General features: G+C 49.3%; 11 protein-coding genes. 4 read left to right on the top strand and 7 right to left on the bottom strand.

Annotated features, from left to right (window positions below; all coding sequences use genetic code 11):
* Positions 1–3: 3 nt before the first annotated feature.
* Complete coding sequence (gene fabD / locus BMY63_RS00055; protein ID WP_091899159.1) at positions 4–897, bottom strand: ACP S-malonyltransferase; 894 nt, start codon at positions 895–897, stop codon at positions 4–6.
* 191 nt (positions 898–1,088) lie between these two features.
* On the opposite strand from fabD, the gene BMY63_RS00050 reads away from it, so the two are divergent.
* The 3 genes from BMY63_RS00050 to BMY63_RS00040 are packed head-to-tail and all read left to right on the top strand — an operon-like array spanning position 1,089 to position 3,240.
* A complete protein-coding gene (locus tag BMY63_RS00050; protein ID WP_091899158.1) occupies positions 1,089–1,697 on the top strand; it encodes a thiamine phosphate synthase in 609 nt (202 codons plus the stop codon).
* A gap of 30 nt (positions 1,698–1,727) precedes the next feature.
* Positions 1,728–2,666, top strand: a complete 939-nt coding sequence (locus BMY63_RS00045; protein WP_091899157.1) for a ribose-phosphate pyrophosphokinase — start codon at positions 1,728–1,730, stop codon at positions 2,664–2,666.
* A gap of 7 nt (positions 2,667–2,673) precedes the next feature.
* A complete protein-coding gene (locus tag BMY63_RS00040; protein WP_091913917.1) occupies positions 2,674–3,240 on the top strand; it encodes a DUF4369 domain-containing protein in 567 nt (188 codons plus the stop codon).
* Positions 3,241–3,303: 63 nt separating this feature from the next.
* On the opposite strand, the gene glgP is transcribed toward BMY63_RS00040, so the two are convergent.
* Complete coding sequence (glgP, locus tag BMY63_RS00035; protein ID WP_091899155.1) at positions 3,304–5,880, bottom strand: alpha-glucan family phosphorylase; 2,577 nt, start codon at positions 5,878–5,880, stop codon at positions 3,304–3,306.
* A 55-nt stretch (positions 5,881–5,935) separates the two neighbouring features.
* Entirely contained in the window at positions 5,936–7,660 is a 1,725-nt protein-coding gene (locus BMY63_RS00030; RefSeq protein ID WP_091913915.1) for a glycogen/starch synthase, read from the bottom strand.
* Between the two features lie 138 nt (positions 7,661–7,798).
* On the opposite strand from BMY63_RS00030, the gene BMY63_RS00025 reads away from it, so the two are divergent.
* Positions 7,799–8,218, top strand: coding sequence for a hypothetical protein (locus tag BMY63_RS00025; RefSeq protein WP_091899153.1), 420 nt, complete (start codon positions 7,799–7,801; stop codon positions 8,216–8,218).
* Between the two features lie 171 nt (positions 8,219–8,389).
* Here BMY63_RS00025 and BMY63_RS00020 read toward each other — a convergent pair whose 3' ends face one another.
* From BMY63_RS00020 to BMY63_RS00005, 4 genes are all read right to left on the bottom strand, one after another.
* Complete coding sequence (locus tag BMY63_RS00020; RefSeq protein WP_091913913.1) at positions 8,390–8,791, bottom strand: (deoxy)nucleoside triphosphate pyrophosphohydrolase; 402 nt, start codon at positions 8,789–8,791, stop codon at positions 8,390–8,392.
* Positions 8,792–8,795: 4 nt separating this feature from the next.
* Complete coding sequence (locus tag BMY63_RS00015) at positions 8,796–10,895, bottom strand: DNA/RNA helicase domain-containing protein (RefSeq protein ID WP_256218880.1); 2,100 nt, start codon at positions 10,893–10,895, stop codon at positions 8,796–8,798.
* A 60-nt stretch (positions 10,896–10,955) separates the two neighbouring features.
* The gene (locus tag BMY63_RS00010) at positions 10,956–11,210 is read right to left on the bottom strand and encodes a hypothetical protein (RefSeq protein ID WP_091913911.1); all 255 of its coding nucleotides are present in this window, start codon (positions 11,208–11,210) and stop codon (positions 10,956–10,958) included.
* Positions 11,211–11,553: 343 nt separating this feature from the next.
* Positions 11,554–11,949, bottom strand: a complete 396-nt coding sequence (locus BMY63_RS00005) for a hypothetical protein (RefSeq protein WP_091913909.1) — start codon at positions 11,947–11,949, stop codon at positions 11,554–11,556.
* Positions 11,950–12,166 lie beyond the last annotated feature (217 nt).

Here is a 12,166-nt window from a genome sequence, read left to right as displayed (position 1 = left end):
TTATTATTCTTCAATACCGTGAGCAGACACCTCTCTGTTGATCTTAGCGATCATACCCTGGAGGGCCTTACCGGGACCACACTCCGTGAAGTCGTCGGCACCATCAGCAATCATATTCTGTACGCTCTGTGTCCAACGCACCGAACTGGTCAGCTGGGCAATGAGGTTTGCCTTGATCTCAGCAGGATCCGTATGAGGCTTAGCATCGACGTTCTGGTAAACAGGACACTTCGGTGCCTTGATCTCCGTCTGCTCGATGGCAGCCTGCAACTCATCCTTGGCGGGCTGCATCAACGGAGAGTGGAAAGCACCACCGACCTTCAGGGGCAGTGCGCGCTTGGCACCGGCAGCCTTCAGCTGCTCACAAGCCTCGTTGATGGCATCGATATTACCAGAGATAACCAGCTGTCCGGGACAGTTATAGTTGGCCGGAACGACCACACCCTTACCCATCTTGCTCACTTCGGCGCATACCTCCTCGATCTTCTCATCAGGAAGAGCGATGATAGCAGCCATTGTTGAGGGCTGTGCCTCACAAGCCTTCTGCATGGCCATGGCACGTGCATAGACCAGCTTCAGGCCATCCTCAAAGCTCAGTGCTCCGGCAGCGGTCAGCGCAGAGAACTCACCCAGTGAGTGACCAGCCGTCATCTTCGGGTCAAAGGCCTCACCCAAGCAGAGGGCAGAGATCACACTGTGCAGGAAGACGGCAGGCTGTGTCACCTTCGTCTGCTTCAGTTCCTCGTCTGTTCCCTCGAACATGATATCGGTAATACGATAACCGAGAATCTCGTTTGCTTTCTCAAAAAGTTCCTTTGCAAGCGGGTTGTTATCATACAGATCCTTACCCATGCCTACAAACTGTGCTCCCTGTCCGGGAAAAACAAATGCTTTCATTTTTTGGATTATTTAAATTGGTAAATCTTTCTTATCTTTATGGCGAGCCATTCCTGCTCGCCATTTCTGAGTTGCAAAATTACGATATTTTTCTGAAAAACGCCTCTCAATCATCTTTTTTTTAGTCAAAGTGGTCAGAATATCGAAAAAAATGTGTAAGTTTGCACTTCAGAAAGAGAACGGATACCAAAATGAAGCTCATTGTAATGACCAAGCCCACCTTCTTCGTCGAAGAAGATAAGATTCTAGCCAATCTTTTCGAAGAGGGACTGGAGAATCTCCATCTATACAAGCCGGGCGCCTCTCCCATCTATTCCGAGCGTTTGCTCACCCTGTTGGGAGAAGACTTTCACAGTAAGATCACCGTTCACGGTCACTTCTACCTGAAAGAGGAATACCGTCTGAAGGGCATTCATATCGACGATGCCTTCACAGAGCCCCCCATCGGGTATAAGGGCAACGTCACCAGAACCTGTCATAGCATCAGCGAACTGAAAGAGGCAAAGAAACAGTCCAACTATGTGTTTCTCCACTCCATCTACGACAGTCAGACCAATGCCGACGAGAAAGCGTCGTTCACTCACGAGGAGTTAGAAGAAGCCTCCCGTCAGGGTCTGATAGACAAGAAGGTCTATGCCTTAGGAGGCATGAACCTCAATAATGTCAAGGAAGCCAAGGCCCTAGGTTTTGGTGGTATCGTCATCTGTGGTGATCTGTGGAACCGTTTCAATATCCACAACGAGCTCGACTACAAGGCTCTGCTCACCCATTTTGAGCGTTTGCGTAAGACAATAGATTAAGGAAAGACGATATAAAAACGAAATTAACTCATGAGTGAAAAGAACTCTTACATGGTTTTCTCAGGTACAGCAACGAAATACCTGGCAGAGAAGATCTGTCAAAGCCTGGGTTGTCCACTAGGCCAGTTGCAAATCACCAAATTCTCCGACGGGGAGTTTGCCGTCTCGTATGAAGAGAGCATCCGCGGTCGCGACGTGTTCCTCGTACAGAGCACCTTCCCCAGCTCAGACAATCTGATGGAGCTGCTGCTGATGATCGATGCAGCCAAGCGAGCCTCCGCCCGTACGATCAACGCCGTCATCCCCTATTTCGGATGGGCCCGTCAGGATCGTAAGGACAAGCCCCGTGTCAGCATTGGTGCCAAGCTAGTGGCCGACCTGTTGAGTGTGGCAGGTGTGAACCGTGTCATCACCATGGACCTGCATGCCGACCAGATCCAGGGATTCTTCGACGTACCCGTCGACCATCTGTATGCCTCGGGCGTCATCCTGCCCTATCTGCAGAGCCTCCATCTCGACGATCTTGTGATCGCCTCGCCCGATGTAGGCGGTTCGAAGCGTGCCAACACCTATGCCAAGTACCTTGGTTGTCCGCTCGTACTCTGTAATAAGACACGTGCCCGTGCCAATGTCGTGGCCACCATGCAGATCATCGGTGAGGTAGAAGGCAAGAACGTGGTTATCATCGACGATATGGTTGACACCGCCGGTACCATCACCAAGGCCGCCGACCTGATGAAAGAGCACGGAGCCAAGACCGTCCGCGCCTGTGCCAGTCACTGTGTGATGAGCGGTCCTGCCAGCGATCGTGTCCAGGCCTCAGCCCTTGAGGAGATTGTGTTCACCGACTCCATCCCCTACACACAGCGCTGTGCCAAGGTCAAGCAGTTGTCCGTTGCCGACACCTTCGCCGAGGCCATCCGTCGTGTCATCAAGAACGAGAGCATCAGCGACCTCTATATTATTTAGTGGTTTCATGAATAGCAAGTCTATAGTTGGACTGGCAGCGATGAGTCTCATGCTCACCGCCTGCCAGTCCAACTCTTATCGTATCGACGGTTTTGCCGGCATGTTCCTTGAAGGCGACACGGTGGTGCTGGCCGCCGATACCACCCCCGATGCCCCCCTTGCCGTCACCCTTGTCCACGACGGGAAGTTCCTGTTTGCGGGCGAGACCGACACCGTGGGACTCTGTACCGTCTATCAGAAGCAGTTGCCCGATCAGCGGCTGACCTTCTTCCTGGAGCCCGGTAATATCACCATCGAACTGAACCGTGCCCCGGTATGCTCCCGAGTCTCCGGCACCATTGTCAACAACGAGTGGCAGGCCCTCACCGACTCTATCCAACTGTTGTCCAAGGGTGTCATGCACCTGTTAAAAAAGCCAGCCACCGACAGCGCCGGTCAAGTGAACCACGTGCACGCCATCGACAGTCTGCACCGTCGGATGTCATCCTGCATCCAATATACGGCACAGCGAAACCGCGACAACGCATTAGGTCGTTATATCCTCGACCACTACCAGGCACCAGCGTTCCAATAACCCCAAACAAAGAGCCCGAGTTCCATTGAACCCGGGCCCTTTTCTATCTCAGCGATACCTGTCTTAGTTGTTGAAGGCAGGAAGCTCCAGCCACTTCACGTAGCAGAAGTCCTGACGGTGAGGCAGGTTCGTGTTCTTCGGATACATACGGACGGCACTCTTGTACTGTCCGGCCTGCTGCGGCTTCAGCGTAGCCTCGAAGGTATAGTTGTTACCCTCTTTGCCCACGAGCTTCAGCGGTTCGATCGAGAAGATACGCTCCTCACCATCCTTGTCGGTACAGAGGTTCACCTTCTCCAGAGCCACGGCATCGTCGAGCCCCTGCTCGTCGATGACATAGCGGAGGGTGTACTTCGATCCAGCCTCACCACCACCGGCAGGGAAGTTCCAGTCGGCAGCCACCACATGAATGGCATCCCAGCGCTCGGCCACCGTCTCCTTCCACTGAGCGATCTCCTTGGCCAGACGGTTGTCGTCCTTAGCAAGTGCCTTGAAACGCATAGCCTGCTTCGTATAGAAACGATCGTAGTAGTCGTCGAGCTGACGCTTCATCGTATAGTGCGGTGCGATCTGAGCGATAGAGTTTTTGATCACCTTGACCCAGCCCTCGCTGATGCCCTGTTCGTTCTTATTATAATAAAGAGGAATGATCTCGTTCTCGAGCAGGCCATAGATCGTGGCAGCGTCGAGCTGATCCTGATAACCCTGCGTCTGGTAGGTACGCTTCTCGGTGAGCGCCCATCCGGCACCCTCACGATAACCCTCCAGCCACCAGCCGTCCTTGACCGACAGGTTGACCACACCGTTCATCTCAGCCTTCTCACCCGATGTGCCAGAAGCCTCCAGCGGACGAGTCGGCGTGTTCATCCAGATATCGACACCCGATACGAGGCGACGAGCCAACAAGAAATCGTAGTCCTCGAGGAAGATAATCTTACCCAGGAACTCCGGGCGCTGAGAGATCTCATAGATCATCTTGATGAGTCCCTGACCAGCACCATCGGCGGGGTGCGCCTTACCAGCAAAGAGGAACATCACCGGATGCTCGGGATCGTTGACGATCTTCGACAGACGCTCCAGATCCGTGAACAACAGATGAGCACGCTTATATGTAGCAAAACGACGGCAGAAACCGATCACCAGCGCATTCGGGTTCATCGAGTTAAGCAACGTCACCACACGAGAAGGATCACCCTGGTTCTTCAGCCAAGTCTCACGGAACTGTTTCTGGATATAGTCGAACAGCTTCTTCTTCAGAGCCATGCGCGTCTCCCACACCTCCTCGTCGGGACAGTTGTAGATACCGTGCCAGATTTCCTCGTTCGACTGGTCGCTCATGAACTTCTTGTCGAAGTACTTCGCATAGACCTTACGCCACTCCGTGGCAGCCCATGTGGGGAAGTGCACACCGTTGGTCACATAACCCACGTGGTTCTCCTCGGGGAAGTAGCCGTTCCAGATCGGTGCGAACATCTTCTGACTGACCCAGCCATGAAGTTTCGACACACCGTTGACCTCCTGACAAGTGTTGCAGGCGAAGGTCGACATACAGAACTTCTCACTGTGATCATCAGGGTTGGTACGACCCATGCCGATGAACTCATCCCACGAGATACCCAGCTTCTGCGGATAGCCGCCCATATACTTACCGAACAGGCCCTCCTCGAAGTAGTCGTGACCAGCGGGCACCGGTGTGTGAACGGTATAGAGACCAGAAGCACGTACCAGTTCCAGAGCCTGGTTGAATGTCAGGCCCTCTTCGATATAGTCACACAGGCGCTGCAAGTTACAGAGTGCAGCATGACCCTCGTTACAGTGATAGATATCCTTCTTGATACCCAGTTTCTTCAGCAGCAGCATACCACCGATACCCAGCAAGATCTCCTGCTTCAGACGGTTCTCCCAGTCACCGCCATAGAGGCTGTGCGTGATAGGTTTGTCGAAGTCAGAGTTCATCTCGTTGTCAGTATCCAACAAGTAGAGTTTCACACGTCCCACGTTCACACGCCAGACATAAGCATGCACCTGATAGTTGGTATAAGGCACGTCGACCACCATCGGGTTACCGTCCTTGTCGAGCTGACGCTCGATGGGCAGCGAACCGAAGTTCTGCGACTCATAGTTGGCCACCTGCTGTCCGTCCATCGACAGACTCTGTGTGAAATAACCGAAGCGGTAGAGGAAACCGACAGCGCACATATCGACGTTCGAGTCAGAAGCCTCCTTCACATAGTCACCGGCGAGCATACCCAGACCACCAGAGTAGATCTTCAGTGCCGAGTGCATACCATACTCCATGCAGAAGTAAGCCACTGACGGACGCTTGGCATCAGGCTTCACATCCATATACTTACGGAACTGGTTGTACACGCTCTTGATGCGCTTCATCAGTTCCTTGTCTTTGAGTACCTCCTCCTTACGGGCGAAACTCAGACGCTCCAAGAGCATCACCGGATTGTGCTTCACCTCATGATACAGCTCCGGGTCAAGGTCACGGAACAAGTCACGCGCCTCATAGTTCCATACCCACCACATGTTGTGGGCGATCTCATCCAAACACTTCAACTGCTCGGGCAGGTTCGACTTCACAGTCAGATCCTTCCACGTAGGTGTATTCGTGTAATCAGCTTTTATTTTCATACTCTCTCAAATTATAAATTCTAATCAGTTATATATCTCTCAATCCAAAATGTTTCTATTTCCTGGCTTCCGCTTTCCGCAGGGCGATGTCGTAAGCCTCCTCATAATAGCCGATGAACTCACTCCACAGCGCCTTCTTCGACAAGGTCTCCGCCTGTTTCCTACAAGCCTCCACCTGTTTCTTCGTCATGCACGAGAACTCCGCTACCGTGTCCTTGATACAGTCGGCCACCTCAGAGTAGTTATAGTCCGTACGGTGAATCACCTTCACACCATCCTCGATCTCCCCCTCCTTGCCGAACACCTTGTTAGCCCAGAGTCCGAAGCCCGCCAGATCCGTGGTGATACAAGGCACCCTGAAGGCGATAGCCTCCAACGGCGTGTAGCCCCATGGCTCATAGTACGAAGGATAGATGCAGAGATCGTTGCCGAGCACCACATCATAATAAGTCATGTTCACGATACCATCATGCCCGTCGAGGTAACAAGGCAGGAATATCACCTTCACCCGGTCCTCCTTGCGGTTATGCATATCGTAGTATTTCATCATGCCCAGCACGTTGTCGTGACTCATGTTGTGCAGCCAGTGTGTCACCTGCGGCACTTCCAAGGGGCCATTGAACTTTGAGCACTGCACATTGGTCTTTGAGCTCTGAGCTTTAGACTTAGAGCCTTGAACTTGAGCCAAGCGCTCCTGCAGATCCTTACGAGGCTCACCGACCCATCCCGGAACCTCGATGAAGGCCACCACCTTCTTTTTCAGGTCACGGTCACGGAGCAGACGGTTCATCGCCTCCACGAACACGTCGATACCCTTGTTACGGAACTCATAGCGGCCCGACGTCGATACGATCAGCGTGTCGTCGTCGAGTTCCTCACCCAACAAGGCACTGGCCACTTGCAGCATCTTCCGCCGGGCGGCATTACGCTTACGGGTGAACTGCGCGGCAGTAGGCACGAAGCTGTTGTCGAAGCCATTAGGCAGCACCACGTCAGGGCGCTTGTCCAGCAGTTCCTCACACTCCTTCGCCGTGATGTCGCTCACCGTCGTGAAGCAGTCCACATAGTGAGCCGTCTGCTTCTCTATCGAGTGTTTGCTCTGCATGTTCAGCTCCTCGGCCATCTGGTCACCATTATAAGCAAACAGATAGTCGTAGAGCGGTTTCATGTTACCAGCTATCGAACGCCCGATACTTGTGGCATGCGTCGTGAACACCGTACCGATCTGCGGCAGCCGGTTGTTGATATAGAGCGCACCCAGTCCGCACATCCACTCATTGGCATGGTATATCACCTTCTTGTCGCTGTCCAAGTAATGATGGTAGAAACTCTCCACCACCAAGGCAGCAGCATACGAGAACATCGAAGCCTCGTCGTAGTCGCCATAGGCATGCAGACTGTCTACGCCGTAGTGTTCCCACAGCCAGCCATATATCTCATTCTTTTTCTCGAAAAACGGTTGGAAGTCCACCAAGATGGCGATAGGTGTGCCAGGCACCGTCCATCGGCCCACCCTGACACGCAGTCCTGGCAATCCGAGTTCACGGTTACCTTCCTTGGCTTCGCGCTGCCAGTCGGCAAAGAGCGATTTGTCCTCTTTGAAATAAGGACTCTCTTTCTCTTTCCAGCAATCAGGACCTATGAAAATGATCTTATCCTGAAGTATCTTTTGCAGGGTCTTGGCGCGTGTCGAAAGAACGGTATAGATTCCCCCTACTTTATTGCAGACTTCCCAACTTGACTCGAAGATGTAGTCTGGCACTAAATGCTTTTTTGCCATCTCTCTATATATAATCGGTAGCAAAGATACTTAAATATTTCTAAAATATTCAACCATTATACAAATATTCTCTCATTTTTCCTCGAAAACATGATATAGATTAGTAACTTTGTAAGCAAATAAGAAAGTGCACAGAAAATGAAGAAGTTAATCCTCGCCACCCTACTGGTTATGACGGCCATTTCCGTCTCGGCGCAACAAGAAAACAGGCCCTTCCGGGCCCACCTATACAACAGCGAATACGATGTTTTTCTGCGTATCGATTTCTACGACGAGAGCATCACCGTGCCCGGACAAGACCTCTACGGCTCACTACCCGGCTACCTCGGTAAGACCCACAACTCGTTCTGCTGGCTCATCACCACGGCCAAGGTGAAAGGCCATACCGCCCACATCGCCCTGATCAACGACTACGGCAGCGAGGACCTCACCGCCACGCTCACCGTCAAGAACGACTCCATCTACGAGCTCAAGCAAGTAGAAGGAAGCGCCTTGAAAGTCCCCAAGGACGGGAAATGGCAGAAGCTACCTAAGGTACTGACACTCAAGCGCCGTTGAGTATGCTCCCCTCGCCTCGCACCATCTTGACAGGCACCGCCCATTCAAGACCTATTCCTGTTTCTTATTCCAGTAGATGAACACACCGATAGCCACCAGTGCCACCACCGCTATCACATGAAGCCAATCCATAACCAAGTGTTTTGAAGGTACAAATATAGTCAAATCATCTCACACCGCAAAAGAATCCGCCTTTTTAATAGTCTTCACGACCGCCCTGTCGGCCGGCAGCCAGTCAACACAATCTATCTCCGAGAGCCCGAGCCACCGTGCTGCCTCATGCTCCTTCAGCGTGAGCGATCCACTCTCCACACGACACCAGAAGCAGTGCATCGTCAGGTGAAAGGCCGGATAATCCCAGTCCACCGTCTGCACCAGCCGTTCCACGTCAATACGCGTCTCCAGTTCCTCCCATATCTCACGCCTCAGAGCCTCCTCCGGCGTCTCCCCAGGTTCCATCTTCCCCCCAGGAAACTCCCATCCATCCTTATAGTCGCCATACCCCCGCTGCGTGGCGAAGATACGCCCCCCACCGTCATGTATGATCGCTGCTACAACTTCTATCTGTTTCATTACGCTAGATCTCTTCGATCCCCAAAGATTTAAGATAATGGTATGTTCCATCATAGAACTCGGGCAGACGAGTATGATCTTCCAGATTGCCCTCTGGAACACAAATAATCATGCCCTGACGAGCTCGTGTCATCAAAACACGATAAGCATTTATTTGGTATGACTGAGCTTCGGCCTGACGAATCTTCTGCCATTTGCTTCCTCGGAAAGCATTATGATCCCAGCCGTTTGATGTATATCGAAAATCTCCATCCCACACAAGACATGTCCAATCTAATTCCAATCCCTGAATATCAAATTCTGTTGCGGCGTCCTCCAAAAATAAAGAGGAGCGCACATCCATCTTATCAGCCAAAAACCAATTTTCAATATCGGGCTGTAATCTAACATCAATGGCTAAAGGTTTCAGACGATATGCTTGAGACGAGACAACCAAGCCATACCTCTCTGAACCACGGGCTTTCCCTTCTAACCATCGTTTTGCTTTACACAAATCTCTTGTTATTACCAAAGGATATTTGTCCTTAAATGTCAAATAGAGCTCTTTTGCAGCTTCCGTATCTCTATCTAATACGTAATGAACGAATTTGGACAAATTTTCGGCACGGAATGAGCGCATAGAAACAGCCAGATGTAACTGGTCTACTTGTGATACATTAGGATTATTGCGAACCAAATCAGCGACATTGCCTTCTGCATATTCTTTATCAGTCAAGTGTTTGGATAAATAGACTTTCCAATGTGGAAAAGTTTCATTTAGTGCACGAAGCCATTCACTTATACCAGCTTCGCCCGTGTTGATTTCCTGTCCTCCTCCTACAAGACATACAATTACAGCCCAATCTTTTCGTAAATCAAGGGACCATATCAGAAACTCCGCTTCTGACATTGGGAAACCTGAGACTTTTTTCATTCCACCACGGCTCCCACCCCGTGCCAGCCATCCTGCGAGGTGTTCCAAATCCCAAGAACGCTGAGCTTCATCAAAGATTGCGACATGCTCGACCTCTCCGTGACCAGCAGAATGATGGGCAACAGATTTCGTTTCATCAATCTCAAGTTTACCACCCATTATTGGCAACTTAATCTTTGCAAGCATGTTTCCACGATAACGATGAATGATTTGAATAAACTGAGAAACTTCTCGTTTAGCATCTGTAATGTTGCATTTGTTTCCTTTCTCGTGCTCTTTTTTTTGCTTGTCTTTTGCTAATGCAGCCGTAAGAACCTTCACTAAAGGGCCATTACCAGATAAATATACAGCGAGATTGCGTTCTCCGTCGGGATCGTTTTCAGCCTTAATAGATTGTTGTACTGCAACATTCAAACCCACGAGTGTTTTACCAGCCCCTGGAACACCTGTTACAAAACAAATACTTTTTTCTTTATGTTCTTTACTATAATTTATGACATTTAGGACAAACTGTGTCGTTTCATCAAGAGCATTCCCTGCAGCTTCGTGTTTTACAATATCTTCAACAGTATGATTCCGATATAGAGCACTTGCTGCTTCAATAATCGTTGGAGTTGGAGAATATCTACTGATAGCCCAGTCTGAGAATTCATCATCATCAGAAGGTAATGCTTTCTCACGCTCAATCACCTCACACATCAATCTACCAAGGTTATCTGGGTTAGTCAGTAATGGATTATATATATGATCGTTGTAAACAGAATCGCACAATTTATGACTACTATTTTCTGCCTCTGTTGCTACAAGAATAGGTACAATGGTACGACGATGACTGCCTAGATGAAAATATTTTAAGTCCAAAGCATAATCCATTACCTGCTCCATATCAGACTGCAAATAAGTCTGTTGTCCCGCCTTGAACTCTATCACAAACACAATGCCTCGCAGCAAAACTACGACATCAATTCTCTTACCAAGTCGAGGTATAGAAAACTCAAAAATGACTTCACCACTTTCTCCTTTCCATGACGTTAAAACGTCCCGCATAATATCTAGTTCCTCAGACCATGCATACTTCTGCTCTTTTACACTATCACCTTCGTCATTACGGGAAATCTTTCCAAATATCTCATCCGATGTATCATTGAAAAAGTCATTTAGCGAGGCTCTATAAAAATAGCGATTCATCATTGTTATACGTTTTTATCCTTTACTACTAATATAACTAGCTATTTATTACGTATCTGCAATTCAACTGTTTTCCTTTTTCCGACCTCTTGTGGTAGGCTTTACATAAATGCTCCCTTTGCGGATCTCACAATAGTCATTTCGATACACAAGTTCCCTACCTTGTGCTGCCATTTTGCTGAAATGGTTGTTAAGGCTGGTCTGTGCAATCAGAAGTTCCTTGGCTTCATGTCTGTCGTATAGAGAGGCCGGTGAACCATAGAACTCGTATATATCTGACTCCAAAAGATGAAGGAGGATAATGTTTCTATTAGCCATAGGTTTATTATAGTTTCTTGACTACAAAGTTACGGTTTTTATTATCAGAATTTAAATTAAGCACTCGTATTAACAACCATCAAAAGCGAATTAGTTCCCTATTTTAATTGGGATAATAACACCACAAACAAATGTTAAATAACGGCTCATTACACTTTAATCCACTTTATCATCCTTTTGACGTCACGAAAATAGTTCTCAGATGTTGAGAGTTTTGGAGGGGAAAATGGAAGGTATATGGAGGGTGGTTTGTGGGTACGAAAATGCCCACCAGGGTTGTTCTGGTGGGCATTCGACTAACTTGAAGATAATCTGTCAGATTTCGCTGACAGTTGGCAGAATTTTATTTATTGAAGAGGCCTTTGAAGAAGCCGCCAATCTGCTGGCCGACGCGGTTGGCAGTCTTGGCGATGCTGTCGCCAGTGGCCTGAAGACCGTCAGAAAGACGGTCGCCGCGATACTCAAGCATCCGCTTGGTATAACGTCCCATCAGGCGATTATACTCACCCACCTGGTCGTCGTTCAACTGAGGCTTGATCTGACGATAACGTTCCTTGATACTGTCCTGATAAATGATCAAGGAATCTGCCGTTGGCTTGGTCAAAGGAGCTTGACCCTCTACATAGTTTACGAACTCACGACATCCGTTCATGAAAACGGCGGTGTCTTGTTTCTCTTCCTGGGCCTGTGCTGTCGTCAATGACATCAGGGCCATCACTGCAATTGTTATCCTTTTCATACGCTCACTATTTAGTGTTCGATGCAAATATAAGAAAAATAGGACTTCGGGAGAAACTTTTTTGATTTATTTAATGAGAGATAAAGTTTATTGGCATCATTAGGAGTAAGTGTTATTTTCTCTTTAACTTGCATGTATTTAGATACATAACGGCATCTTAGTTGGTTGGAAGGTATCTTTTACACCATAAGACATATCTTCTCTTACAGTAAAACAA

Origin of the sequence: Prevotella aff. ruminicola Tc2-24 (assembly GCF_900110895.1) — a bacterium.
In the GTDB taxonomy this organism is placed as follows: Bacteria; Bacteroidota; Bacteroidia; order Bacteroidales; family Bacteroidaceae; genus Prevotella.
This window is presented reverse-complemented; position numbering and strand designations above follow the sequence as displayed.

What these genes read in the sequence shown, in the direction of transcription:
- fabD (WP_091899159.1), bottom strand. Translation starts at nt 897, where the DNA reads ATGAAAGCATTTGTTTTTCCCGGACAGGGAGCACAGTTTGTAGGCATG.
- BMY63_RS00050 (WP_091899158.1), top strand. Translation starts at nt 1,089, where the DNA reads ATGAAGCTCATTGTAATGACCAAGCCCACCTTCTTCGTCGAAGAAGAT.
- BMY63_RS00045 (WP_091899157.1), top strand. Translation starts at nt 1,728, where the DNA reads ATGAGTGAAAAGAACTCTTACATGGTTTTCTCAGGTACAGCAACGAAA.
- BMY63_RS00040 (WP_091913917.1), top strand. Translation starts at nt 2,674, where the DNA reads ATGAATAGCAAGTCTATAGTTGGACTGGCAGCGATGAGTCTCATGCTC.
- glgP (WP_091899155.1), bottom strand. Translation starts at nt 5,880, where the DNA reads ATGAAAATAAAAGCTGATTACACGAATACACCTACGTGGAAGGATCTG.
- BMY63_RS00030 (WP_091913915.1), bottom strand. Translation starts at nt 7,660, where the DNA reads ATGGCAAAAAAGCATTTAGTGCCAGACTACATCTTCGAGTCAAGTTGG.
- BMY63_RS00025 (WP_091899153.1), top strand. Translation starts at nt 7,799, where the DNA reads ATGAAGAAGTTAATCCTCGCCACCCTACTGGTTATGACGGCCATTTCC.
- BMY63_RS00020 (WP_091913913.1), bottom strand. Translation starts at nt 8,791, where the DNA reads ATGAAACAGATAGAAGTTGTAGCAGCGATCATACATGACGGTGGGGGG.
- BMY63_RS00015 (WP_256218880.1), bottom strand. Translation starts at nt 10,895, where the DNA reads ATGATGAATCGCTATTTTTATAGAGCCTCGCTAAATGACTTTTTCAAT.
- BMY63_RS00010 (WP_091913911.1), bottom strand. Translation starts at nt 11,210, where the DNA reads ATGGCTAATAGAAACATTATCCTCCTTCATCTTTTGGAGTCAGATATA.
- BMY63_RS00005 (WP_091913909.1), bottom strand. Translation starts at nt 11,949, where the DNA reads ATGAAAAGGATAACAATTGCAGTGATGGCCCTGATGTCATTGACGACA.